Genomic DNA, 26,110 nt, shown 5'->3' on the forward strand with positions numbered 1-26,110 from the left:
ACGGACCGGGCATTCTCGGTGAGACGGACGAGGCCCAGCCGGTCCAATACCGCTCGGAATAGCTCCTCCTCTGACTGCAGATCGGGGTCCAGCGAGAGATCCGTTAGGTGATGCACCAGTTCAGCCGGGGGTATCAAATCGAGGCTCCTCGGACCCAACTCACGGGGAACGACTCCGGGCTGGCTAGGTAGGCGGAACGTCCGCGGCTTCAGGCCCGCGTCGTGCAATGGGTTGTCCGACACGATGTGGCCGTGATGCTCCGCAATTGAGATGGCGCGGTTGAGGAGCCGAGCGATCTCCCTACCAACTCGTTGACCGCCGTAAGCATCTCGATAGGCGTTGTGAATTCGGTGTCCCAACACTGGTCCCTCTGCGGCCACGATTCGGACGATGTGCTCCTCCATGTCGCTCAGGGAGGACTGGTTCACCGGGGGAGCTTCTCGCCAAACGCCACGTAGGGACGGAGGGTTGCTCCGTGGAGACGGGCATCGTGATCGCAACTTACGGGATCGCCAACGTCGAACTGGCTCTCGGCAATTGAAGCTAGTGATTCGGCCGGACTATGTAGACCAGTCCTCGCCTCATTGCCTTCCACCCCAACCTCAGACATTTCGAGCTCGACAACTGACTCGCCGGCGCGATGTCGCCCGCCAGTCGACGGGCGAGACTCCGGGTCGGACTCAGTGGAACTAGCGTTATCTATATCCGCCGAATCTGTTGCTGCACTCAACACGTCCTGGTCTATTAGCGAATTCAGCTCACCGAGGACGCCGTCCACATCGGGAACGTCAGCGAGGGCTTCGTCGATCGGAAGGTCGTCGATCGCGTCGGCGAGTTCGTCCGATACGTCATCGTCGAAACTGGGATCGATCCAGTCTGCAGTTCGGATATCGAGTTCGTCAAGCGTGTCCCACAGCTTCCGAAGCGACGCCCCCATATCCGCATAGAAGACTGACTCTCGAATGCGGAAGAACTCCCAACCGCATCGTTCCAGTTCACGCTGCCGCGCGAGGTCGGACTCATATGCGTCGGGTCCGTGCCAGAAGTCACCGTCGCATTCGACGGCCAGTTTCCCCTTGGCGCCGATGATGACGAGGTCGATGTTGTAGCCAAGCGAATGGTACTGAGGTTCGACCGTGTAACCACGGTCAACGATGCGGTTGTACACCCGCTGTTCGAAGAGCGACTCGAAAGGAGCGACGGGCACGTTCTCAGGCACCGCAGCTGCCACGACACCATCGCGATCGCTCCGCGCCCTATTGGCCACGCCATAGCAGTAATCGAGAAGCTGGTACCGCATGTCTTCGGTATTAGTCAGGGTTTCCCGGGCCATCGAGTGGTACACCCACATCTGGTCCTTGGCACGCGACGCTGCGACGTTGAAGCGTTGGACGTATTGGGTAGCAGTGAGCGCCAACATCCTCCCGCGTCTCGGAGGGGGCCTTGACCATCGAGAGAAACATGATGTCGCGTTCGGAGCCTTGGAAGTCCGAGGCATCACCACAGCGTAGCTCGCGGGCTGTCCACTCTTCCGGTGATACAGCATCGAGGAGCTTGTGCTCGACTAGCCGTGCCTGTTCCTTCCCCAGCAGCGAAATAACACCAAATGTCTTGCCGTCGTATTGCGGCTCTGCCAAGCATTTCCTGATCTGATCGACGATGGCGTCGGCCTCGACAGGGTTCGTCTTGTTATCGGCTTCGTACCCGTCCGCGAGATGGACGACTCGAATGGGATCCAATCGTTCAGCCCCGACTGACGAACGGGAACCAGACGAATGCCTTCGGGTTCATAGGCAACTCGGTTGGAGAACCCGATGATCTCGGGGACGCACCGCCGGTGTTCGACGAGCGTGATCCTGCCGCCGAATCTCATTGAGGCCTCGTCGAAATAGCTCCGCTTCGGGTCCAGCCACGATGCCCGGTATGGGTCGGTCGCGAGGTACTGGTTGGCGAGATCGCGAAGCTGCTGCTGGTCGACGCCCACTGCCGATGGCGACACCTGCTTGTCATCTCCGATCACGACGATCTTCGGCGCCAGATACTGAAGGAACGAGGCTTCCAGACCGGCCTGTGACGCCTCATCGACGATGACGACGTCGTAGAGATTGGGCTGGACTCGAACCTGCTCTGCGATGCGGTAGATGGGCATGATCCACACGGGAACAGAAGAGCGGCAACGATCCATCGCCTCGGCGATCTCCGCGCGCTTCTTCGCTGCGTACTTGCCGGTCCCCTTGCCGAGTGATGCAACGAGTTGGGCGTACTGAGTGAGATTTGCGCGCGCACTGCCGGTCAGCCGGCCTGGTGCGACAGCGTGCGCCCACGCCCGTTCGGCAGCAAGGCGCTCCACCTCGTTCCGGATCTGGCGATCAGTGTCGGTGAGCTTGACCTTCAAGGCGTTGACGTCCTCGTCATCCTGCGCAAGTACCCAGCGCCCCGTCATCTCCCAACGCCACGCTTCTTCGTAAAGGGCGAGATGTTCGTCCCACTCCGATGCCCCCGGGTCGGCTACGATCGCGGCTGCCAGTCGTGGAGCAGATTCCGTGAATGCCGTGTGAATGCGGTTCCGCTCTGAAACCGATTCCGCCACTTGATGCAAATGCTCAAGCCGAGCCCGGGCTACGTTGTATCCTTCGAGGTCTCGCTCGCCGATGGCGCGTACGATTTCAGCGGTGATGGGGACGAGGTTGGGCCGCGGTCGGCCTTCACTGATCTGGCGGACCAGTTGGTCGATTGGATGTGATGCCGCGGCGGCTTCGTCAGTAGCCTTCGCCGCTTCGACCAGGGTGGCATAGCGACGAATCTCGTCGAGGTCGTTCCAATTCGGAACGGGTAACGAGTGCTGTTGGAACCACGCTCGCTCGATGTCGAGTTGCCGGCCCAGTGCCAGCACCTTATTCAGTTGATCGATCTCGGTGCGATGCCACTGAACCTGTTCTCCGAACGTGTCCTCAGCGGGAATCTCCACCGATACCGGCCATGCTTGGTCCATCGCGGAGATGGTGCGACTCGCCTCGACCCAATTGATTACAGCGGCAAGTTGTTCCACGGTGGCGGCAGGCACACCGTTTACCTTCACATCCTTGAAGAAGCCGTCGGCTTGCTTGACAGTCTTCGAAGTGAATGCACCCAGCTTCGGCGTTCCGTCTGCCTGAACCTTGATCTTCCCGCCTGCCTCGACGTGAGCAAGAAGGCTTTTCGCTACATGCTGGTGCACGCTGATGTCGCCAGAGACCGTGACCGTGGTCGTCGGTCCAAGGCGATCGATGATGGCGGCTGCGTTGGCCGCCAAGGTACTCACCTGTTGCGACCGCGTGATCCAGGTCTGCTGCCTTCCACTTCGGACGTCGCGCAGGGCTTCGTTCATCCACGTCTCATGGCGCTGCTCGAGTGCAGTGGCTCGCTCCGCGAGATCGGACACTCGTTCCCGCAGCTGGTCTCGCAATGCAGGATCGAGGGACCGGACAAAATCAAATGACTCATGGGTGAGCAGCGCGCCATATTGCTCCTTGGCCGCGTTCGCCTGACGTTCCTGTAGCACCATCGTCGTGAACGAGTCCGACGTCGGCACGAGGACCAAGTCGGGTAGACGATCCGCCGCTTCCACCTCATGGGTGATGACGTCCTGATCGACCAGGATCTGCCGCCAAGACGGATCTCGGCGTTCGACACAGTCACGCCGCGCCCATCCGGGTCGATGTCGAAGTCCCGAATCCAATCGAATCGGGGCTCGTCTTGCAGGTGGCGGTACGCGATTGCTGCGAGCGTTCCCTCTTCTGGTCCATCGGTGCTGTTGACGACGGTCGAAAACTAGGCCACGGGCGACGGTGAAAAGTAGGCCACGTGGTTGGTGGTTATTGTGCCGTGTTGTCGGCTCTGGCGGAGGGCAAGGTGTCGATTCCGGTGTCCTTGAGTCGGTAGCTGGAGCCTTTGAGGGTCAGGACGTCGGCGTGGTGGACGATGCGGTCGATCATCGCCGCAGCGACGACTTGGTCTCCGAACACGTCTCCCCAGCGGGCGAAGGGCAGGTTCGAGGTCAGAATCAGCGAGGCGTGTTCGTAGCGGCTGGAGACCAGTTGAAAGAACAGGTTGGCGGCGTCTTGTTCGAAGGGGATGTAGCCGACCTCGTCGACGACGAGCAGACCGATGCGGCGCAGCTTGACCAACTCGGCTGGCAGCCGCCCCGCGTTGTGGGCGGCCTTAAGGCGAGCGACCCAGTCCACGGCGGTGGCGAACGCGATGCGATGTCCGGCCTGGGCGGCTTTGATGGCCAATCCGATGGCGAGGTGGGTCTTACCAGTGCCGGGTGGGCCGAGCAGCACCACGTTGCGGGACTTGGTCAGGAACGCACCCGTGCCTAGGTGGGCGAGCATGTCCCGGTTCAAGGCCGGTTGGTGATCGAAGTTGAAGTCCTCCAACGATTTGCGTGTCGGAAATCCTGCCGAGCGGATGCGGGTCGCCGCACCGGAGGCCTCGCGGGCGGCGACCTCCCGGGATAGCACCGCCGCCAGATACTCCTCGTGAGTCCAGTTGGCGTCGCGGGCTTGCTCAGCCAGTCGGGCAGCGGATTCACGGATACGCGGCGCCTTGAGGGCCTGGGCGTAATGCAGGACGGATTTGATCGGATCCTCGGCCATGATCACGCCACCTCGCCATCGGAACTGACTGTGGTGCTGGCGAAGTCGACACCGAACGCGCGGTCGTAATCGGCCAGATCACGCACCAGGTGATCACCGCCCACCGCTGGTGGGCCAGTTTGGAACTGTCGACGCAACACTGCGGCAGTCGCGACGTGGGTGGGATCGGTCAGCGTTTGTCGTGCTGCCCAGCAGCGGTCATGAGCCGCCAGTACGCGCCCGGCTCGGGTCACCACCACCTGGGTCAGGGTGGTGGTCACATCGACGAGTTGGCCGATCGCATGCGGGTCTACGGAGTAGTCGTTGCCGGCCACCCGCACGTAGTAGTCGCGCCCCAACCGCACCGAGGTCACCGTCTCGGTGACCGGCGCCACCGGTGGCAACGTCAGCATCTGGGCTCGATCGGCGTCGAGGAAGTCGACCGGACGACCATCGAGGACCCGCACCCGACGGGCGTTGGCGGTCGGAAGCCATTGGCCCAGTTGACTGTTGAAGTCCGCCGGCGAAGTGAAGCTGCGCCCCGGCAGAAACGAGGTCTCCAGATAGCGGTTGGCTCGCTCCACGATCCCCTTGGATTCGGGATCATAGGGTTTGAGTTGCACCAGCCGCGCACCCAGCGTGCCCATCAACGCGGTGACCGGATCGGTCAATCGGCCGCGGCGCCCGATCCCAGCCTCGTTGTCCCACCACAACTCGTGCGGCACCGCTGCGAAGCTGCCCGACAATAGCTGCCACATCCCGGCCACCAGATCCATGGTCGAACGCGAGGGCAGCATCACCGCGGCGATGAACCGGGAAAACGCCGCGACCATCACCAGCACCGGCAGCATCGCCTCTTGACCGAACCCGACCGCGATCCTAGGTGCCGGGAACCACAGATCACACTGAATCCCTCGCCCCGGTGGATGGTCAAGGCGATCAACCGGATCGGCAGGCAGATACTCCGGGCGGATCGCTCGGACCCGCTCTCGAAACCACGAGATCGAACCCGTCCACCCGACCCGCTCGGCGAGCACCGTCGCCGGCATCTGCGGGTAGGCCGACAACAACGCCCGCATCCGCGGCTCCACCTCGCTGATCCCCGACGGCGTCGAGGCCCGCTCGTACTTCGGTGGACCATCGCTGGCCAGCGCCCCGGCCACCGTGTCACGCGCGATGCCGAGCTGGCGTGCAATAGCCCGCTGCGACAAACCCTCGCTGCGGTGAAGATGCCGGATCAACGCCCAGTCTTCCAAGGAGATCACCCATCCAATCTGATTGGGTGGCCTACTTTTCAACCGTCGCGAGTGGCCGGACTTTCAACCGTCGCCAACAGGTGCGGGTTTCGACTTCCAGCTGGCGCACCGCCAATAGCCGGGAATGGGTTTCGGCTCGTCGTCGGCGAAGCGCGTCGAGTCTCGCGAAGTGTTGGTCGACAACCTTCTGAGATTCGTCGGGCTCGAACTCGTCAGCTCGACGAGAGATATTTTCCACAGCCGTTCGCAAGTCGGCCATATCCGATCGGGATTGGCCAATTACCGACACGGCGAGTGATTGGATCTCGCGGGGCAGCTTGGCACGGACCTCGCGGAGCGCCCGGTCGGTATGTGCGGTGATCAGTACCCGCTTGCCTTGCGCCAGGAGATGCGAAACGAGCGCCGCGGCGGTATGCGTCTTGCCGGTCCCGGGTGGGCCTTGCACCACGGTTTGCGCGGTCTTGTCGACCCGATCGATGATGCGACGCTGCGCCTCATTGACGGGTAGCGGCAGGAAGTCTTCCTGGTCGATCGTGACGACTCCGGTTGACGGTCGGGGTCGACAAGGGGCAGCACTCCGGTGGGAACGTCGTTGGTCGCGAGGATCTGCGCGACGATCTGCTCATAGATCTGGACGAGCCCGCGATTGGTGCGCCGACGAAGGATCAGCGCTGGCGCGAACGCTCCCCGCGGTGCGACACCAGTTGGAGCCTGTAGGTCGTCGTCGTATACCGCGTCCGGGTCGAGCCGAAAGATGAGGCGCCGGCAGATGTCGCCGACGGCCGCCACATCAAGGACATGTCCCGCATACTCACCGGCGATCTCCCTGATCTCGTCGATGGCGGCTGGGGACGAGACCAGGCTCGGGTCGAGCATGTCGAGTTCGATGACCACGGACTGGGGTGAGGGAACCTGGCGGACGCTGAGCCTTCCCGATGCTTCGTCGAACGTTATTGCAATCTGCGCGGTTGCAACGTGTCGCTGGAACTGTTCGTGGTCGTCCGGCCGCCATGCGAGGCACCCGACGCCGACGACAAGTTCGAACTCGTCGCTGTGATCAGTCGACTTCAGATAGATCGCGAAAAGGTCCTTGTACAGGTCTCGCGCCGCCGCATCCGCCCGCTCACGTTCCGCCCACGCGCGCCAGACCGGCATCCACTCAGCAAACGCCTGCGCGACCTTCGGCACGTCCTCGAGGAGTACGCGACGCTGATCGTGTTCGTCGTCCGAGGACTCACTGTCTTCGTCTGTCACTGGCGGTAGCCACTTCTCAGGCACGTCCGTGAAGATTTGCTCGCGCAATGAGGGTTCCTGGCCGACGTCGTCGAACCGACCACAGACCCACTCGATCAGCCATTCGGGTGGGCTTGGCGGATCGACCCGAGGCACTCGGTCAACCTCCAACAATGGGTCTTCGGCTTCGAGATCTGCACTAGCGTGACTGCTGCGGACTGCCAAATGATGTGTCAGGTTGCTGAACCAGACCGCTTCCTCGAAGGCGTCGACCGTACGCACCGGCTTGACCAACAGCTGTTGCGTGCGCCCAAGGAAGGTGAAGAGGTTGACCGCCTTGCGAACCAAGACTCCTTCGTCCGACTGTTGGTCAGCCAACATCAACGCTCCCCCTTAGCTAAGTACGTTCACCCCATGCGACCCACGCGCGGCAACCGTCGGCGGGTACGACCGTCCCATTATGAAAGGGGGATCCGACAGGTTTCGGGTGTTTGCGGAATTGATCTCGGTATCCGCGGACAATTGAAACCTTCGATAGACACGTCGACCGTGATTGCTACCACGCCGCGGATCGGGCATCCCAGGAGAATGACTAACGGCGGGAAATACCTGGCCACGCGGAGCGTCGCAGATTGTTTGCGCAACCGGCGCCCTCCGGAGGGCGGGGCGGCGGTCGCTTGAACTGTCACACACTTCCGATAGCGTGGCCCTCGTGCCAGATGGCGACCCTCAACCAGGAGAAGCGTACCGAGCGTCGCCGTCGACTTCCATCAACAGTGACGTGCACGGGGGCAACTCTCGGCCATGCGCGGTCGTCGAGCGACTGGAACGGGTTGCGATGACCCTTGGGCGGACTACCAATCCCGAGAAGGACGCCAGAACAGTCGCGTCACCGGCAAATGCTGCCCTGAGTTTCACCAAGGACGGATTCTGGCAAGACCGATTCCAACGCCCGATCTCACGCAAGTTTTGGGGCACGCCACACTTCGTGTACCTTGGCCTGCTGCCCGAAGCTGAGGCAGCGGATCTCGCAAGGTTCTGGGAGATGACCGATTTGCTCGGCCGGAAGGGGCAATAGTGGCGCCTTTGAGCCTGTTGCCGCAGTTAACCGAGAAAGACGTAGCAGTCATCGAAGCTGCCAAGGCAGATACATCGATGCCAAGCGTCGGTGATCTGTGGATGGTCGCATGGGATGGTGAAGAGCTTGGGCTCGCACTCATTGCGGCTGTTCGACAGGGTTACGTATTGATCTGGCCGGTGACCGATGTTCACCTGGCCGCATCTGCACCCTGCTTTCGTCTCCAAGTTGATGGGTTGGCCGCCGATTTCAACGTCTGGCCGGAAGCGGAGGCCGGTGTGTCGAACGCTCTCCTCTCCCACCGAATTCGTCCAATGACCATTTCGGACAAAGTGATTCGAGGCCTCCACACCGCAATTCGCGGCGAAGGTGACATCCCGTCCGGCGTCGAACTTGTCGGGGCACGAGACGATGCCACCTCCGAAGACGCTCTTGCAACAGTGTGCGATTTCGTCGTCGCTTTGAGCGATATCGAGTGGACCGAGCCGAGAATCGGACGAAGCCCGTTCTCTCCCGATGCCCTCGTCGAGCAAGGCATAACAATGCGCGAAATCGCCACACAAACCTCAGTTGCCCCGGCCTCCGCGCGCGCATTGTTCGATGGCAAGCGGGTAGTGCCGGCTGATCTCGTTCTCGCAATCGCGCGGCGGCATGACGTTGCACCCGGCTCCCTGATCGGTCCGCTGGCCGGGATTGAGGTGGCTGCAATCGATCATCCACGGCACAAGGCGCAGATAGTCGAGCTAGCTGCTCGACGCCACGTGGATGAAGCAACTTCACGTGCCGAAGTCTGGGAGGCAGCACAACGCGCGGCGCGGATAAGCTCCAGGGATGTATCTGTCGAGGCCAGAGTGGACCAAGCTGTTCAAGATCTCTTGAACGAAGACCCACCTTTACAGCAATGACCGCATTTGGAAAAAGCTCGGCGACGATCGACTGGGCATTGCCACGCTTGAGGATGCTGTTCCAGAACCGGTATCCAGAAGCCGCAGAAGTGGCCCATTTAGACGCCCGTGCGGCTGTCGCACGGATGGAAGATGTTGTCTTTATTGAGGACCCGCGGCCGAGAGTTCGGTTGTGTCAGATCGATGCCACTTACGACCCCGAGCCACCGACTATTCGTTGGCGCCCTCTGGGTTCCCGCCGCGACAACTTCACCCTGCTCCACGAGGTTGCTCACCACCTACTCGCCTTCGACGAAGAGTGGTGCTTCGACGTCGCACCCGCGCTCGGCGAACAGACTAGCAAGTACGCAGAAGAATCAATCGCCGATGCTTTCGCCGCCGATGTGCTGATAGACGAAGAAACCGCGAGTAGCGCTTTCGCGTCGGGAGTGACGTCTCAGGCTTGCGTCGACCTATATCTCAATACTGCCGCATCAGCAACCGCGTGCCTGGCTCGCGCGTTGAGCCAGTCGGGTGACCGGTTAGTTCTCCTGACTGATCTCGAAGGGCGCGTGTGGTTCGGTGCGACGACTGGCGAGCCATACAACCCGGGCCGGGGAACCATTCAGCCAGCGATCGCATCTGCAGCGGAACATGCATTGCGGACCGATGGGTCGTATCGGTTCTCAGGCGGCGATGGCATTCGGTATCGCTCCGGATCTGCTTTCACCGCGGTGCGTATTGATGTCACTGTTGAAGGTGGTCTTGTGTTCGCGATCGTTGAACAAGCCCAGCGCACGCGGTACGACTACGACACGTACGAACTGAACTGCCCGGAGTGCGACGAAGACTTAACATCGGCGGACCTGTGCCAAAAATGTCGTGAGCCCAAATGTGTTCGCTGCCGGGCATGTTCATGTCCCCGACAGCGCGCTCTATGCGACATTTGCTTTCTCGAACTACCCATCGCGATCTCCGCGAAAGGAATAAGGGTCTGCGACAACTGCTCCTGACCTTACCGGGAGCTACGGTTCGGCTCGACTCCCCGCGAAGACCGCCGTGTCAATGGCCAAGTAGATGTATCCGCTGGTGGCCAGATGAAAGTATCCACCCCGTGCGGTAGTTCTGAGGTTGTCTTGGTGTTGTCCTTTCGGTGTTGGGCGTCTTTCATGCGCTAGGAGTCGCCGTCGGTGATGACGACGGTGGCGTGGTGCAGCAGGCGGTCGAGAATGCTGACGGCGGTGGTCTGTTCCGGCAGGAAGCGCCCCCATTGTTCGAAGGGCCAGTGTGAGCCGATGGCTAGTGAGCGGCGTTCGTAGGCGCCGGCGACGAGGCGGAACAGCAACTGGGTGGCGGTGTCGTCGAGGGGTGCGAATCCGAGTTCGTCGAGGATGATCAGGTCGACGCGCAACAGGGATTGGGTCTGCTGCACGAATAGGTGACATCTGAGTTGGCTTGCCCAGCAGGGGCAGGCTGGAAGGATGTGTTTGTGCCCAGGCCTTACCCCCAGGAGTTCCGCGACGATGTCGTCCGGGTCGCCCGCAACCGTGAAGACGGCGTGACGATCGAGCAGATCGCGACCGACTTTGGTGTCCACCCGATGACGCTGACCAAGTGGATGCGCCAGGCCGACATCGACGAGGGCACCAAGCCCGGCAAGACCACCGGAGAGTCCGGTGAGCTGCGCGATGCTCGGCGCCGGATCAGGCTCTTGGAGCAGGAAAACGAAGTCCTGCGCCGGGCCGCGGCCTACTTGTCGCAGGCCAACCTTCCGGGAAAAGGCTCTACCCGCTCGTGAAAGAGCTCGCCGCCGACGGGATTCCCGTGGCGGTGACGTGCCGGGTCCTCAAGCTCGCTCGCCAACCGTATTACCGCTGGTTGACCCAGCCGGTCGCCGCCGCCGAACTCGTCGAGGCCTACCGCGCCAACGCCTTATTCGATGCGCACCGTGACGATCCGGAATTCGGCTACCGCTACCTCGTTGATGAGGCCCGCGACGCCGGCCAGGCCATGGCCGAGCGGACGGCGTGGCGGATCTGTTCGGGCAATGGCTGGTGGAGCGCGTTCGGCAAGCGCAAACGCGGAAAGAACGGCAAATCCGGTCCACCCGTTCACGACGATTTGGTGGGCCGCGATTTTACCGCTGATGCACCAAATCGATTGTGGCTCAGCGATATCACCGAACACCACACCGGCGAGGGAAAGCTTTACGTGTGTGCGATCAAGGATGTGTTCTCCAATCGTATCGTCGGCTACAGCATCGACTCCCGGATGAAATCCCGTCTGGCCGTCCAGGCTCTCAGCAGTGCGGTGGCCCGTCGTGGTGAGGTCGCCGGCTGCATATTGCACAGCGACCGCGGATCTCAGTTCAGGTCAAGCAAATTCGTGCATATGCTGGGTCGCTACGAGATGGTCGGATCCATGGGCCGCGTCGGGGCGGCCGGTGACAACGCCGCCATGGAGAGCTTCTTTTCCTTGCTGCAGAAGAACGTCTTGAACCGCCGCCGCTGGGACACCCGCGAGCAACTGCGCATCGCGATCGTCACCTGGATCGAACGGACCTACCACCGCCGGCGTCGCCAAGCCGGCCTCGGCCGGTTGACCCCCGTCGAATTCGAAGCCATCATGACCACACCGGCCAGTCAGGCCGCGTGACCGAAACTGTCACCTGATCGTGCAGCAGACCCATTCGATGATCTTGCCGACGGTGTTGTCGGCCAGGCCGCGGTAGAGGGTTTCGACGAGATCGGCGGCGGTGAAGTAGCGGACTTATGTCCGGCGTGGATCGCGGCAACGCCCAGTCCTATCAGGGTGTGCGACTTGCCGGTGCCCGCTGGGCCGATGATCGCCAGGTTCTGTTGTGTACGAATCCATTCCAGGCTCGAGAGGTAGTCGAACACCTTGGGCTGGATTGACGAGGCGGCGACGTCGACGGACTCTAGCATTTTGGGAACGGGGAACGCTGCGGCCTTGAGTCGGTTGACGATGTTGGAGGCGTCCCGGGCGGCCAGTTCGGTCTCGACGAGGGTGCGCAGCACTTCCTCGGGGGTCCAGCGTTGGGTCTTGGCGGTCAGCAGGACCACGGGTGCGGTGCGCCGGATCGCGGCGAGCTTGAGACGGCGCAATCCCGCATCCAGGTCAGCAGCCAACTGTGGGACCGACGGTGGTGCAACGGGTTTGATCTCTTTGGCCGTTGTCGTCATGACGTGGCTTCACCGTCGGCGCCGGGGGTGATCTTGTAGGCGTCCAGCGAGCGGGTCGGTGCGATCGGCAGGTCCAGGATCAAGGCATCCCCGGCGGTGCGGGGTTGCGGTGTTCCGATGCCGGCGGCCAGGATCGAACGCACATCAGCAGCGCGGAACCGCCGGAACGCGACGGCGCGGTGCAACGCGGCGACCAACGCCTCAGTGCCGTGGGCGCTACCCAAGGCCAGCAGGATCTCCAACTCCGATGCCAGCCGGGTGTTGCCGATCGCGGCGGCCCCGACCAGGAATGCCTGCGCGTCCTCACCGAGGTTGCAGAATTGTTTCTCGATGCTGGTCTTGGGGCGCGGTCCGCGGTCTGTTGCCGGCCGGGGTCCGTCGTAGTGGGCGTCGAGGATCGACGCAGCGCCGGGAGCGATGAGTTCGTGTTCGGCCACCATCATCCCCGTGGTGGGCTCGACGAGGCAGATCGCGCCGTGATCGACCACCACGGCCACGGTGGCCCCGATCAGCCGGGTCGGCACTGAGTAGCGGGCCGAGCCGTAACGCACACAGGACAGCCGGTCGACCTTGCGCAGCACCGAGGGCGCCCCGATCTGCAGCCGCAGCGACGGCAGCGGTTGCAGCACTTCACGTTCGGCAGGCAGCCGCTCGTCGGGAATAGCGCAGATCTCCGAATGCACCGCAGCATTGACCTCAGCGCACCAGGCCGCCGCAGCGATGTTGGCAGCGGCCACGTTGACCACCGTGCCGGCGATGGCGGCCTCGGTCAGCAACGACACCGCAAGGTCGCGCTGGGCATAGCCGCACAGGTGTTCCACGATGCCCTTGGACTGCGGATCATTGGCGTGGCAAAAATCCGGCGCGAACCCGTAGTGGCTGGCCAGCCGCACATAATCCGGGGTGGGAACGACCACGTCGGCGACCACCCCGCCCTTGAGACACGCCATCCGATCAGCCAGCACTCGGGCTGGGACTCCACCCACCCCAGCCAGAGTTTCGGCGATCAACGCCAGCGTGGTCGACGCCCGCTGGTCGGTGGCGAACCGCACGAACCGCCACCGCGAAAACGCCAGCACCGCGGAGAACACAAACAACCCGGGTGCGGCTTGGGCCCAATCGATGACCAAATACTCACCCGGTGACCACACCGCCGGTCGCCGGCCGCAATGATTCCCGCTGCGCCACAATGCTTTCGCATCGGCGACCAGACGCCGGAAGTTACGTCCCGAGCCTCCGTATCCTGCGGCACGGGCGATCGGCAGCAGGCGTTTGGCCGAGATACGAGCGTGCGACTTCTCCACACGTTCGGCGACCAGTTCGGCCACCACGTCGTAGTTATGCGGCCGTTCGGCCCGCGGCTGCGGCGGAACGCCGCTCTGGTCGGCCTCGAACTTATCCACGACCTTCTTCACGGTCCGATGCGTGGTGCCGCACGCGTCGGCGGCCGCCCGGTAAGACCCGAGCTGTTGATAAGCAGAAATGATGTCCATGCGGTCCCTCGCAGACTTCAATGGAACTCCCCGGTGGTGGCGGCGATTGGTTGGCGCCTTCACCGTCACCATCGGGGCCCGCAGTTCCTGATCGACACGACGAACACGGGGTGGATACTTTTATCTGGCCAAAACTGGATACCTCTACTTGGCCACCAGTGGGTACTTTTTCATGGCCACGGACACGCCGGGGGTTGGTGCAGGACGGCAACTCGCATCAGGCCATCGGCATCGTCCGCGTGACAATGCCGCCATGATCGTCTGGTGCGTCTGAAACGCGCTGGAAATCCCGGAGGCCTCCGGCAGAACCAGGGCGTTTCAGCGCACTAGATTGGCTCAACTGAGATTCAATGCGTGCTCGTGCAAACCGTCGTCGAGATGCAGGCGCGAATCGCGCACATCTCATCGGCGCGGCTTTCGCGGATAGACACACGAGGCTGCTCCGGAATCGCTTGGAATCTCGCCGGCGGTCAGGAAAGCCGGTGGCTCGCCGCTGTGTATGTCACCGGGTCGATCAGAATCTTCGGGTCATGACCGAACGCGTAGTCGACCTTCAGCGCCCGGAAATGTGCATTGCCGCACTTAATTTTCCAACCCTCAGATTCGAAACGCAGCTTTTCGATATCTTCGCCGCCTTTGGTCTCGCGGACGAGGTAGACGTAGTGGCCCTGCGGCTCTTCGCGGACTAACGCCCAGTCTGGGTTGTAGTTGCCAAGCGGAGTAGGAACGACGAACCATCCCGGCAGTTTCAAGAAAAGTCGAACCTCTGTGTGTTGATCGAGGAATTTGGCGAATGTTTCCTCGACCTTCGAATCGCACACAACCTTGTCGGTGATGCTCTTAGAAACCTCGACAACGATCGGGGCGACTGTTTCCTCTTGGTGAGCCTCGATGAACCGCTTAGCTTCCCAGCGCTGACCGTCGACCGGATGGTAAACGATTCCGTCCACGACTTGGTTGTACACGGCCCGGTTCATCGCTTCCGCCACGCGGTCGATGAATACCGAGGGGTTGACCTTAACCTGGTCGAGTTTGTCGCACTCCTTCAAGATGCGCACGATGGTCGCGCGAGAGAGTAATACTCGCCGACAGAGCTCGCCGACGATATCCGGCAGTTTGCGCGGACCCACTGCATCTACTACCCCGCGGTCACGGGTGTCTTTGGCAGACAGTCCTTTTGCGCTCATCTGTATCTCGGACTGCTCGATCCGGAAGCGGATGGGCTCGAGGTCCTCCATCGCGTTGATACGCGCGAGGGCATCTGATACGAGATCATTGGTGTTGAAGTCGAGACTATAGGTTGTGTGTCGCGATATCCGTGCCCAAAGCGCCTGGAACAGAGGATCATCCAAGACTTCGCGCTTGATGCCGAGCTTGACCCTGTCCTTCTTGAGGTCAACGATTCGCTTGTCGAACTTGACGTCTGTCTCTTCTTCGATCTCTTTCTGAAGGGCGGCCGCGAATGTCGAGAAGGCTTCATTGGCGATAACCGTTAGTAAGTTCACTTCATCGACTCGGCAGCGCTCACCGTTGCTCATGACGGGCAGTCGCAGGCCGCGGCCGACTTGCTGACGTTTCCGCATCTCGGAACGGCCGTCCTGCAAATTGCAGATCGTGAATACGTTGGGGTTGTCCCAGCCCTCTGCGAGCGCGGAATGGCTGAAGATAAACCGCAGGGGCTCGTCGGTGCTAAGCAGCTTTTCCTTGTTCTTCATGATGCGCTCAAACGCATCGGACGCATCCTTTGTATCTTGGCCCGGCCGAGTATCTTTCGGAACGCCCTTTGTAGAGGTTGCGAAGTAACCATCGTGGACCTCGTCGACAGGCGGCATCTCTAAAGAGCGGTACTTGGCGTCGTTTCGGACGGAATCGTACTCGTCCTCGAACCACACTCTGAGTTTGCCGTCAGCGGGATGGTAGTTTGCGACTCTGTCGATGAAGAACAATGTCAGCGGCTTGATGGACGCAGGGATTACTCCGCGTCGAACCTGCCGAGCAAGTTGCAGCTCTTTTTCGAAGTGACTCTTGATCGCTTCCCGCACCTGGAGGCGGAGGAGCTGGTCCTGTCCCTCGCCGGTTGTTGACCCGGCCCGCACACGGCGTCCGTTGCCGAACTCTACAAGCTCGCGATCACTGTGGATGTCTTCGACATTCCAACCCTGGTAGATACCCCGTGAGCCGCTCAACGCGAATAGGTCGTCGTCCTTACGGAGGGTCACGCGAGTGCGTTTGGTGCCTTGCGCGGTCGCTTTGTGGATGTAAGCGGTGGCTGTTACACCACCCGGTGTTGCGTTAATCTTTTCGATCTCGACGAATGCATCGTTGAGGTCGTCGTCCTCGGTGATCGACAACACGCCAATCCGCTTGACAAGGCGCAGGTCGTAGGCATCGACCGGTGTCAACCGGTAGATGAGATGTTGGAGTGATCGGTGTGTGGCCGAGTAGCGCAATCGAAATAGCGGCATCAGGGACTCGATCGCCTGGCGTCGGACCGGTGTTTCCATATTCTGCGGTTCGTCCATGATGATCACGGGTCGGCAGGCGCGCACGAATTCTATTGGGGCGTAGCCGTTCATAGCCTCGGTAGGTCGGTTGATTACATTTGACTCCTTGGTGAAGGAGTCAATGTTGATCACCATAATTTGCAAATGCGGAGCGGTCGCGAACTGGCGTACCCGAGTTAGGGCGTTGCTGTCGTATACGTATGAGTCATACTGCAGTCCGTCGTAGAGATCGCGTATGTGGGCGCGTAGCAGTCGCAGGCTCGCCAGGACGCCTTCTCGAATCGCAACGCTGGGTACGACGATAATAAACTTGCTGAAGCCATATTTTTGATTGAGCTCCGCGATCGTCCGGAGATAGACATAGGTCTTGCCCGTACCAGTCTCCATCTCGATGCTGAAGTCCAGTGGAGGATCGCCGCCGTCAAGTTCTTTGCGCATGCTCTCCGGGATCGCGGGCATCGATTCGCCCGATTGAGTCAGGACCTGGCGGTCCTGCACCCGCCGCAGGTTGGCCTGCAAGGTTTCGGCTGTTAGCGACAGCGAGTTACCGAAGACGAGGTGTTCGAAGCCTTCCAGCACCAGCTCTTCGTCCAAGGCCGGCAGGGCGAACCCCTGGGTCAGCACTTCTTGACCGGCGAATAGTTCGACCGCACTATCGATCGCGTCACGTTGGTAGGCTTGGTTTGCGTCGAACTTGATATCGATCGTCATCATACGGTCTTCATCGTGACGCCCGAGTTCTTCGCGTTTGTGAACGCATTTGCCTTCACGGCGTCGGCACCTGCGAACCCATCCTCTAGGAAGACAACAACCCGAGGCTTTAGAGCGATAATTTGATTCACCGTTTCGCTGTCGACGTCAAGTGACTGCACTACAGCCACGTTGTCAGCGACGACGAGCGCCGCTTCACCGACAACGTGGCGTTCCCAGGCTACGTCGAGCGACACACCCTCGCTAAGCAGTACTTCCGAGGCCACAGCATCGAAATCAGGCTCGTGGTTGTTAAGCGTCGTTTCGCCTAAGTCAAGCTGATCTCCGTCTCCCGAAGCACCGCGACGATGAAAGTTGCTCGCACCCAAACGAAACACCTTTAATCCTTGGGCACGGGCGCCCTCGACCGAGTCAAGGACTGCGCGTAGGCGCGCCAGCGAGATTTCAGAGATGGTCCCGTAACCGGCCTCGGCTGCTGCCGAATCCTCAGCCACTGGCTCGGGAAGATTGACTGAAACGCAGCGCCTCCGCCCGCCATCCTGCGAATTTAGCAGGGCCACTGCATGAGCTGTGCTGCCTGACCCCGCGAAAAAATCCATGATCAAATCATCAGAGCCTACGGAATGCTCCAAGATTTGCTTGATCAACCCAGTTGGCTTCGGAGTCTCGAAGATGCGCCCACCGATAAGCTTCTTCACCTCCAGCGTGCCAGCCTCGTTCGCGAATTCCGGCCCCTCCCAGACCGTCTTTGGCACCGCCCGTCGTTCGATTCCATCACGGCTCAGCAGGTCTATCTCGAAAACATCCCACCGCCTTTGAGGACCGACCGGACGTCCGACCAGTTCGCTGAGCCGCGATTGCGCCGTGTCTTTACCCCACCGCCACCTGCCGTCAGTGCCGTCAGATAGGACCGGGAGCACGCATTGTGTATGTTCATCGTCTTGGGCCAGAGAGACGCTGCCCGATTTGGGATCGACAAAAATCGGGTAATGCATAGAAGGCCGGTCTTCGCGGCGTGCGCTGTTTCCCCGCTTCCTCAGCCCCTGTAGGCGGTACGGATTCCCATCCTTATCCCGTCCTGGATACTCACTCTTATAATCGTCCGGTAGAGGCACACCCAACGGAACGAAGTTGCTCCGTTGATAAACAAGCAAGTAGTTGTGCGCAGTCGCGAAGTACTTATCATCGCTACGGCCCTTGAGATTGCTAACGACCGTAACGCAGCCCAAGAAGTTTTCTGGCCCAAAGACCTCGTCCATTAGTAACCGCAGGTTAGCTTGTTCGTTGTCATCGATGGACACATAGATGACGCCGTCCTGCGTGAGAAGGTTGCGGGCAAGCACCAGCCGTACGTACATCATTGAAAGCCACCGACTGTGGCGTCGTCCGGCGAGATCTACAGTTCCCGATCGCATATTGCCATCTGCGTCCAGTTGGCCGGTGTACCTGAGGTAGGCCGCCAAGCCGTCAGAGAAATCGTCGTTGTAGACAAAGTCATTTCCCGTGTTGTAAGGCGGGTCGATGTAGATCAGCTTTACACGATCGTTGTACGCTTTTTGCAGCAGCTTAAGAACTTCGAGGTTATCGCCCTCTATAAACACATTCTCCGCCGAGTCGAAATCGACCGACTCGTCAACGTCGGGTATCAACGTCCCCGCGCTCCGCGCGAGCAGCGATCGGACAGCATCATGCTTGCCGGCCCACATCAAGCCAAACCGCTCTCGGCCATCCGCCACCGGAGCGACGTCGCTATCCAGAAGCTCACCTAGACGTCCCGCGTCAATGACGCCGTCAACGAGTACGCCGGGGAACAGAAGTTCGAAAGCTGCTCGGTTTGCCCTCGCTAAGTCTGCTGTCTCCAACTCAACTTTGCCTGGCTCTCCAGTCATCGTGCTATGCCCCCTCATCTCGAATGCTCCGGCCACGCATGCTAGTAGGCGGCACAGACGAGTGTCCTGAAGACGCACGTCACACCTCGGCGTTAGATTGATCCGCATGCCTGACGCCCGCTTTGCTCCGAAGATTCCCCATCTGGAGGGGGAAGCGGCAGACGCCGTGGCGCATCGCGGTGGCCACATTCAGATCATTGCATCGGCCGGCTCGGGAAAGACGGAAGTGGTCTCCCAGCGAGTCGCCTCGTTGCTTGCCGATGGGGAAGATCCCTCGTCCATTGTCGCTTTCACGTTCACGGAGAAGGCAGCGGCGGAGCTCAAGGAACGTATCCGCCTGCGCGTCACCGCCAAGATCGGCGAATCGGCCACGGATCAATTGGGCCGCCTGTTCGTCGGAACCATCCACGCTTACTGCTTCCGACTGCTACAGACCTACGTACCGACTTACGAGACATACACGCCGCTCGACGAGAACCAGCTCGTGAATGTGCTCTACCGTGAGGCGAACCGTTTGGGTCTGCGAAAGTTCGACGCCGGCAGCGGGCTGTTCCGGGGTGTCGCTAAGTTCCAGAAAAGTGTCGATGTCGTTGAAAATGAATTGCTGAACATTGACCAACTGCCCATGGGCCCTTTTCGCGACACCCTGGCTGCTTATTACGGCATGCTCGACAGCTACCGATTCATGTCCTTTGGCATGCAGATCGTCAGAGCCGTCGAGGCTTTGCAGGACTCGGAGATACATGAGCGTGCGACGGCTGGCCTGCACCACCTCATTGTGGACGAGTACCAGGACGTCAATCCCGCGCAGGAAAAGCTCGTTGAACTGCTCGCGAAACCCCAGGGCTACGCCGATCTCGTCGTGGTCGGTGATGACGACCAAGCTATCTACCAGTGGCGCGGATCGGACGTGAATAACATCGTCACGTTCGCCAACCGGTTTGAAGGCGTGACACAGTTTCACCTGCTCGTGAACCGACGTTCCCGGCCCGATATCGTGGCTCTAGCGAACGCCTTCGCACAGACCATCCCCAATCGATTAAGCAAGCAGATGGGGAACCATCGCGCGGCCGAAGGACCGGCGGTATCCATTGCCATCGGCTTCGACGACGAGGAAACAGAAGCCGATGAGCTCGCGATGGCCATCGATGCCCTACACGCGAGAGACATAGCCTACCGAGACATCTCAATCCTGGTGCGCGGACGCGCGGCATACCCCAGGATCCTCGACGCGCTCGAGATGTCGGGTATACCTGTGCAACCGGGTGGACGGACGGGACTGTTTGAGCAGCGCGAAGCGGCGGTGTTCGGCGCCACTTATGCGTGGCTTGCCGAGATTGACTGGGCAGCAGGGCGATTCATACGCCGTGAGAAGATCGAACTCGAAGCACTACTAGCGGATTACGCCACCGTGTTTGCGTTGGACAAGCCCGCGGTAGGTACGCTGCGCACCCATCTCATCGGCTGGCATTCCCGAACGGGAGTAAAGGACTTCAACGTCAGCCTGGTCGGCGACTTCTACACACTGACAACTCTTTTGGGAATCGCAGAATGGGATCTCACCAATGAGGGCCAGCGCAATCGACTTGGCACCATCGCACGATTTTCACATGTGCTGGCCGACTACGAAACGGTTACCCGGCGCGCTCGGCGGGACAAAGACAACCCCGGCGAACAGGTCGGGGGTGCAATCGGAGATACCTGGTTTTACCGCAACTTGGCGCTTCTCCTGGTCAACTATGCCAACGGCAGCTACAACGACTTCGATGGCGATGAAGACGTCTTCGCAGACGCGGTCGCGCTCGGCACCGTGCACGCTGCGAAAGGCCTCGAATGGCCGATCGTGTTCTTGCCGTCCCTCACCGCAAGACGCTTTCCTTCAAGTAAGACCGGAACAGTGCAAGATTGGCTGGTCCCCCGGGAACTCTTCGATGCGGATCGATACGAGGGTTCTGATGCCGACGAACGCCGACTATTCTACGTAGCTCTGACCCGGGCCAGAGACTGGGCGTCGCTGTCGTCTCACGAGCGCGTGACGGCGCAGTCTGTTCCTCCGTCCCCGTACATAACCGAGTGTGTCAGGTTCGTCGAAAGCGGCGGGCTGCCGACATCCGTCGTCACAACCGGCCTTGAGGTGCCTGATCTAGCCGTCACCTACAGCGAACTGGCGGCATACGCTGCGTGCCCGCGCAGTTTCCTCCTCCGCAACGAACTCGGCTTCATGCCACCTCTACAAACGGAGCTCGGCTACGGCAACGCGGTGCACCACCTCATGCGCGTGATCGCGGAACACACCCAGTCAACTGGCAAGTTGCCGACGCCTCGGCAGATTAATGACTTGCTGACAACGGATTTCTTTCTCCCGTTTGCGAATAAGGCTGCGCACCAAGAGATGCGGGAGAAGGCCCGCAGACTCGTGTTTCGGTACGTGGCAGACCACCAATCCGACCTGCTCCGCACCTGGGCAACCGAACGACCTTTCGAGCTGTACCTACCAGGGGTCGTGATCTCGGGGCGGGCCGACGTCATCTATGACAATCACGAGGGCGTCCCGGCGAACCTGGCGATCGTCGACTACAAGACTTCCACTGGCAACGACATTGAGCCGCTACAACTACAGATTTACGCTGATGCTGGCCGCCGCGAAGGACTCAGTGTCGCAGCCGCTTTCATCCACGATATGAGCACCACAGATCGGCACGCAGTACCGATAGACGCCAGCAACGTGGCAGCTGCGGAGCAAAGCGTTCTGATAAGCGTGGAAGCACTCAAGCAACGCGATTTCACCCCACTACCCACCGTCGCCAAGTGCCGCAGCTGCGACGTCCGCGCCGTTTGCGGCTCCGCCATGCTCCGCTAAACGGAGAACGCGACCCTGTTCCACCAAAGCCCACCAGAATCGGATGTGTGCGTCATGTCCGCGGCCGACGACATCGGGGCGCCCTGGAGCCTGCTCGGCGCTAGGAATGTAGTTGGCGAGCGTGTCGCCGATGTGGTCTCGGGTCAGGATGATGAGCGCAGCCTGTTGCCGCGATGCCATGACGCAGAGCCTGCCGGTCTCCAGGTCGAAAGCCGACGGATCCGATACCCCGGACAAGGGGTGCACGGCGATCATCACGGGTCGTTGCAAACCCTGCCACCGTTCGGGTGTATCCACGCGTACCCCTGGAATCCAAGGCAACAGAGTCGACGTGAGTGCTGCGTTCATGACGCGATGAGTACTACTGACTCCGATGTCAGAGGCGGCGAGTCTGCGCGCCGGGCCAGGTCCGTCACGGACCTGCGCGCTTGATTTGAAGAGTTCACGTACTACGACAGCGATTGCGTCGGCCAGTTCATGGTCAACTTCCACTGGTGGGCCTTGTGGCGGTGTGGCAATGGTTAGTGCCAGCGGCCGACCATCGGCGAGACAATGCCACGGATGCGTCGCATCCAGGTCGATTCCGCGCGTGCCTGGGGGCTGATAGGCGGCAAAGTCAAAGTCGTAGAACGGTTTAACGAAATCAACCGCTTCATGAGGAAGGCGCCGGCACGCGGGCAGCGATCCTTCGAACCGGATGTCGGCGAGGCCCGGTTCTGTGAGCACAATCTCGGGGGCGGCCTTGTGCGGCGCGCGCGGCGACGTTTCCCAGCGACGCACGTCGATAGTTACGACTGGCGGGATCTGACCAGGGTCGCCGATCATTAAAAAACGATCACTCAATGTGGCGCACTGCATGAGGTCAGCCCACCCCATTTGCCAAGCCTCGTCTATGGCGAGTAGTTCGAAGGGTGCAGCGAGGTCGGTCAGCGCCCATTTGGCCGTTGTTGACACGGTGATGCTGGCACCGGCCGGCAGGAGGGCCTTGTCCACAACCCATGGCACCGTCGTTGGAAAGTCGTCCGGGGGCCGGTTCGCTCGACTGGCGAACCGGTAGACGGGAAGACCCGGATGGTCCGCCGCCATGCGTTGACATATGTCATCGCACTGGCTGTTCGTCTGCGCCGCAATGGCGATACACGTGCCACGAGCGACGAGTTCGGCGAGAACAGCGATCAGCGTGTGTGTCTTGCCGGAGCCGGGTGGTGCTTTGATGACGGCTAACCGGCCGCCGGCCGATAGGTAGTCGGTGAGCGTCTGCTGCAGCTCGTCGTATTGAGCGTCGATGTCACCGGCGGTCACACCGATGTGCCTTGCTCAAGCTGCCGCACGTCGTCTACCAGTAGATCGACGTCTCCGTCGTCTTCACTGATCTCCACCTGGACGGGCGGCCGTCCGTGTGTGAGCCACGCACCCGGACCGTCCTTGGCCTTCCACACCCGACTGGAACGCCGTTTAGTGAGGTCGGCGGCGTCGCTCACCACGAACGCCACATCCCGGCCCACCCAAGCGGTGTCGACGGGCTTTGCCGCGATCCCACACGCCAGCGGCATGGTCTTTCGACCCGTCCACTCGATAAGAACGACTAACGCATTCTCGGTAGCGTCAACCGACACCACAGTGGCCTCATGTCCGCGCGAACCATGAGGCACTAACCGTCCGCTCTCGCGCAACCTATGTGGCGTTGAAGGATCAAGGTGTAACTCCCACTGTGGCGTCGTGCTACGACCGGATCCCACGTCACGCACGTTGGCAACGTTGGCGCGCAACGCCTTTCCTTCGTCAACTGCTTCGTTGAACATCTCCGTGTCATCGTGGATGAGGTGCCCCGCGTGGGCTTCATCGGCGGCAGCGTGGATCAAGTAACGCGATGCTGCCGACGATCCATGGAAGTCAGTTTCGGGATGCGCAACAAACGCAGGGCCCTGGGTGGGATCGTTGTAGCGCAACTCAATGCGCTGATGTTGGAACCAGAACTCGTTGTGCGCCTCAGCCACCAGCGCCGGCACCCCGGCATTTACCGGCCGGTCGTTGTTGGCAAGGATCTGGTAGGCCCGCTCCGTGAGCTGCCATCGACGACGCAGTTCGCTACCGAGGATTTCCGCGATTTGAGCCTCCGACTCTGCCGTAGCCCCGCCCTCGCGGCGCTGCTCCTGCCACCGCTCGACGAGGGCACTTAGCTGGTCGCGATCGACTTCAGGATCTAGTGTGGGCGATACGGGGAGCAGTTCGGCGGCAGTGGCGGCCACCATCCTCTCCGCACGCCCGCCCGGTGTGTCTAACCAAGCAAGCTGGTAGCCGAGGTGAGCAGTCCGAACCCCTTGCGCAGGAAAGACATACGCTTCGCCCAAAGCAGAGCTGGCGTTCACTACGTGCTGCGCCCCGGTTCGGCAGCTATCCCTGAACATCCAGCCGAGAAGCCGCCCCAGAGCCCGCAGGATATCCTGATTCATCCCGCCGAATCTGGTTTGCGAATAGGTGTAGTTGAGTTGGTGCAACATCGCCAAGTGCTGACCGTTGGGCAACCACACCTGGCGCAATGCGCCCGGGGCTGCGTTCTGATCGACAGGGTCGTAGGTCCAGTTATGGACACGCATGTGGTTGAGCAACGTCTCGGCAAACTCTGCGCACAGCGCGGACACGTCGTCTCGGACGCGCCCGTCGGGTACAGACTGGATCGTCGGCTCGGTTCCGACTGTTCCCCAAGCGATTCCCCATGGCCGCGACTCTCCCGCCATTCGTACAAGCGCGACGATGAAAGCCTGATCAGCCGGTACTACGGCGTGGTGAATGGTTTCGTAGCGCGGGATCGGGCGCCCCGCCTCCCACGCTCGCAACTTCCGCGTGATCTCGCGGACGGTCATATCAAACCCAGCTGCCGTTGCAGGTCACGTTCGCGGTCGTCGCCCGGGACGTCGCCGTTGATGAGTTCGATGGCCCGGCTGATCGTTGTTTCACCTAGGAGCCGTCTAACGTCGTCACCCAGCACGACGCTGTCGTCGGCTTCAAGCGCCCGTTGGTGACAGCGTGGCGCCAGGTCACAGAACGAGAGGCACGCCTCGGTGTAGTGCGTGCCAGCATCGAGCACACGACCGATGAGAGTGGGGTCGTCGGAGGCGAAGTCGTCGCCGCGGACTACCGAGCCGGCGATCTCCTCGAGCCGCTGGAATCCTCGCTGCGCTCGTATGACCTGGTATGTGAGATCCTCCCCTGCCCTAATCGACGGCGAATTGGATCCCGGCCAGGTGAATACGAGGATTCCCTTCGGTGTGACCTCTATAAGTTCGGACAGCCCGAGCGCGCCTAGCGCCAACTCAAGCGCGTGCCGATATAAGCCGGCTTGAGCACGTGCGGTGGCTAGTTGCTTTCGATCAGTGTGACCGCCGCGGTCAGCAAAAACCTTGACTTCCACCACGGTCAGACAGGGCCGACCCGATGCGCTGGCGGTCACGATTACACCATCAATGATCAGAAGCGCCTCCGGCAAGATGACGCCCCGCGGAATCCTGACCATCGGCCCAGCGACGACGCTCTCCGCCGCATCGCCCGCCGCAATGCGCTGCAGCCACTGCTCCGTATGTTCCAGCGCCTGATCTACCGTGATGAGGTGCGCTCCACCGTTCATGCGCAGTCGAAGGTCGAGAAACCCAGCCGAATCCTGAGGTAGGCAGCTCTTTCGCTCCAGCGCCTCTCGCAGCCTCGCAGCACCATCGCGAAAAAGTCCGGCCTCGAAGCGGTTGCCTCGGGCTATCGCGAAAGGCGACTGACCGAAGCTTGGAGCAAGCCCGGCCGCGCGGGCTGCAGCATCCAATCTGATGTTGTGAACTGCCGACAACGTATTGGCGTCACAGGTCGGATTCTTTGCCCACTGTTCGAAGCGACTGCGCGTGTTGCGGCGCGCCTCTTGACGGAGTTCGTCGACTTCTGCCATCGCGTTGCCCCCAACTAGCTGACTATCGTGGTGATAGAGGGTATCGCGGGCCTCCGACAGAAATTCTGACTTGACAATGCGAAGAGGCAGGGCTGCGTGGCGCGCTGCCGAACACCACCGAGTTCTGGAAGACCGGGTTCGAGGGCGAGCACGTGGTCTACGAGTTCACCTTCACTTGGGACGGTGGACAAGAGGCGGAATGATCCTGGGACATCAGCACCTCCAACCCAGGTATGTCAGTGATGTCCAGTGCTCCATTCTACGGAACCGCGACGTGGACTGAGGGGTCGCGCGATGTCGAAATCACATACTCCGCTTCGGATTTCGGAGAGGAGGGCGAGGAGACACTCGGGAACTGCGGCCCCAAACAACGCAGCACTGGAAAAGTCGCGGACATGAGTCAATCTCGCCGAGGAGATCGCCGGATTCTGCGACGCGCTCATCCAGTAGCC

Annotated in this window: 17 protein-coding genes and 2 pseudogenes; 4 read left to right on the top strand and 15 right to left on the bottom strand. The window is 61.0% G+C overall.

What is annotated here, in order from left to right; genetic code table 11:
- Window positions 1-424 precede the first annotated feature (424 nt).
- The 7 genes from ACNQS7_RS07295 to ACNQS7_RS07325 all read right to left on the bottom strand — a co-directional run bounded on the left by ACNQS7_RS07295 (window position 425) and on the right by ACNQS7_RS07325 (window position 7,486).
- Complete coding sequence (locus tag ACNQS7_RS07295; protein WP_418012040.1) at window positions 425-1,420, bottom strand: hypothetical protein; 996 nt, start codon at window positions 1,418-1,420, stop codon at window positions 425-427.
- Window positions 1,311-1,661, bottom strand: coding sequence for a hypothetical protein (locus ACNQS7_RS07300; protein ID WP_418015923.1), 351 nt, complete (start codon window positions 1,659-1,661; stop codon window positions 1,311-1,313). Before ACNQS7_RS07300 ends, ACNQS7_RS07295 begins: the two co-directional genes overlap by 110 nt.
- Window positions 1,565-3,718 carry a hypothetical protein gene (locus ACNQS7_RS07305; RefSeq protein ID WP_418012041.1) on the bottom strand — a complete coding sequence of 718 codons (2,154 nt, stop codon included), beginning with the start codon at window positions 3,716-3,718 and terminating at the stop codon, window positions 1,565-1,567. Before ACNQS7_RS07305 ends, ACNQS7_RS07300 begins: the two co-directional genes overlap by 97 nt.
- A 136-nt stretch (window positions 3,719-3,854) precedes the next feature.
- Window positions 3,855-4,637 carry an IS21-like element helper ATPase IstB gene (gene istB / locus ACNQS7_RS07310; RefSeq protein WP_411716700.1) on the bottom strand — a complete coding sequence of 261 codons (783 nt, stop codon included), beginning with the start codon at window positions 4,635-4,637 and terminating at the stop codon, window positions 3,855-3,857.
- A gap of 2 nt (window positions 4,638-4,639) precedes the next feature.
- Window positions 4,640-5,881, bottom strand: coding sequence for an IS21 family transposase (istA, locus tag ACNQS7_RS07315; protein ID WP_418011579.1), 1,242 nt, complete (start codon window positions 5,879-5,881; stop codon window positions 4,640-4,642).
- A gap of 22 nt (window positions 5,882-5,903) precedes the next feature.
- A complete protein-coding gene (locus ACNQS7_RS07320) occupies window positions 5,904-6,320 on the bottom strand; it encodes an AAA domain-containing protein (protein WP_418012042.1) in 417 nt (138 codons plus the stop codon).
- The gene (locus ACNQS7_RS07325; RefSeq protein ID WP_418012043.1) at window positions 6,233-7,486 is read right to left on the bottom strand and encodes a hypothetical protein; all 1,254 of its coding nucleotides are present in this window, start codon (window positions 7,484-7,486) and stop codon (window positions 6,233-6,235) included. Before ACNQS7_RS07325 ends, ACNQS7_RS07320 begins: the two co-directional genes overlap by 88 nt.
- A gap of 696 nt (window positions 7,487-8,182) precedes the next feature.
- Between ACNQS7_RS07325 and ACNQS7_RS07330 the strand changes: the two genes are divergently transcribed.
- Together ACNQS7_RS07330 and ACNQS7_RS07335 are read left to right on the top strand one after the other, a co-directional pair.
- Window positions 8,183-9,088: a hypothetical protein gene (locus tag ACNQS7_RS07330; protein ID WP_418012044.1), complete on the top strand. Its 906-nt coding sequence runs from the start codon at window positions 8,183-8,185 to the stop codon at window positions 9,086-9,088.
- Window positions 9,085-10,080 (top strand): ImmA/IrrE family metallo-endopeptidase, encoded by a 996-nt coding sequence (locus tag ACNQS7_RS07335; protein ID WP_418012045.1) that lies wholly within the window; start codon window positions 9,085-9,087, stop codon window positions 10,078-10,080. The genes ACNQS7_RS07330 and ACNQS7_RS07335 overlap by 4 nt, the downstream gene beginning before the upstream one ends.
- Window positions 10,081-10,241: 161 nt before the next feature.
- Here the strand turns inward: ACNQS7_RS07335 and ACNQS7_RS07340 are convergent.
- Window positions 10,242-10,487: pseudogene (locus ACNQS7_RS07340) on the bottom strand (ATP-binding protein); the annotation flags it as partial.
- A 69-nt stretch (window positions 10,488-10,556) separates the two neighbouring features.
- Between ACNQS7_RS07340 and ACNQS7_RS07345 the strand changes: the two are divergent.
- Window positions 10,557-11,722 (top strand): IS3 family transposase gene (locus ACNQS7_RS07345; protein WP_095764036.1). Its coding sequence is split into 2 segments (ribosomal slippage): window positions 10,557-10,841 and window positions 10,844-11,722, totalling 1,164 coding nucleotides; the frame shifts between segments, so codons are not numbered across the junction.
- A gap of 33 nt (window positions 11,723-11,755) precedes the next feature.
- Here the strand turns inward: ACNQS7_RS07345 and ACNQS7_RS07350 are convergent.
- The 4 genes and pseudogenes from ACNQS7_RS07350 to ACNQS7_RS07365 all read right to left on the bottom strand — a co-directional run.
- Window positions 11,756-12,270 (bottom strand): annotated as a pseudogene (locus ACNQS7_RS07350) (ATP-binding protein); the annotation flags it as partial.
- Window positions 12,267-13,784, bottom strand: coding sequence for an IS21 family transposase (istA, locus tag ACNQS7_RS07355; protein WP_418012046.1), 1,518 nt, complete (start codon window positions 13,782-13,784; stop codon window positions 12,267-12,269). The gene istA (ACNQS7_RS07355) and the pseudogene ACNQS7_RS07350, both read right to left, overlap by 4 nt.
- A gap of 449 nt (window positions 13,785-14,233) precedes the next feature.
- Window positions 14,234-16,978 carry a DEAD/DEAH box helicase family protein gene (locus ACNQS7_RS07360; RefSeq protein ID WP_418012047.1) on the bottom strand — a complete coding sequence of 915 codons (2,745 nt, stop codon included), beginning with the start codon at window positions 16,976-16,978 and terminating at the stop codon, window positions 14,234-14,236.
- The gene (locus ACNQS7_RS07365) at window positions 16,978-18,867 is read right to left on the bottom strand and encodes a site-specific DNA-methyltransferase (RefSeq protein ID WP_418012048.1); all 1,890 of its coding nucleotides are present in this window, start codon (window positions 18,865-18,867) and stop codon (window positions 16,978-16,980) included. The genes ACNQS7_RS07360 and ACNQS7_RS07365 overlap by 1 nt, the downstream gene beginning before the upstream one ends.
- Window positions 18,868-18,973: 106 nt before the next feature.
- Between ACNQS7_RS07365 and ACNQS7_RS07370 the strand changes: the two genes are divergently transcribed.
- Window positions 18,974-21,727, top strand: a complete 2,754-nt coding sequence (locus ACNQS7_RS07370) for an ATP-dependent helicase (RefSeq protein WP_418012049.1) — start codon at window positions 18,974-18,976, stop codon at window positions 21,725-21,727.
- On the opposite strand, the gene ACNQS7_RS07375 is transcribed toward ACNQS7_RS07370, so the two are convergent.
- The 3 genes from ACNQS7_RS07375 to ACNQS7_RS07385 are packed head-to-tail and all read right to left on the bottom strand — an operon-like array spanning window position 21,659 to window position 25,658.
- Window positions 21,659-23,029, bottom strand: coding sequence for an AAA domain-containing protein (locus ACNQS7_RS07375; protein ID WP_418012050.1), 1,371 nt, complete (start codon window positions 23,027-23,029; stop codon window positions 21,659-21,661). The genes ACNQS7_RS07370 and ACNQS7_RS07375 overlap by 69 nt on opposite strands.
- The gene (locus ACNQS7_RS07380) at window positions 23,026-24,591 is read right to left on the bottom strand and encodes a hypothetical protein (RefSeq protein WP_418012051.1); all 1,566 of its coding nucleotides are present in this window, start codon (window positions 24,589-24,591) and stop codon (window positions 23,026-23,028) included. Before ACNQS7_RS07380 ends, ACNQS7_RS07375 begins: the two co-directional genes overlap by 4 nt.
- Entirely contained in the window at window positions 24,588-25,658 is a 1,071-nt protein-coding gene (locus tag ACNQS7_RS07385; protein WP_418012052.1) for a hypothetical protein, read from the bottom strand. Before ACNQS7_RS07385 ends, ACNQS7_RS07380 begins: the two co-directional genes overlap by 4 nt.
- Window positions 25,659-26,110 lie beyond the last annotated feature (452 nt).

It is taken from the genome of Mycobacterium sp. 23, assembly GCF_048287075.1.
GTDB classification, from domain to species: Bacteria; Actinomycetota; Actinomycetes; order Mycobacteriales; family Mycobacteriaceae; genus Mycobacterium; species Mycobacterium gordonae_B.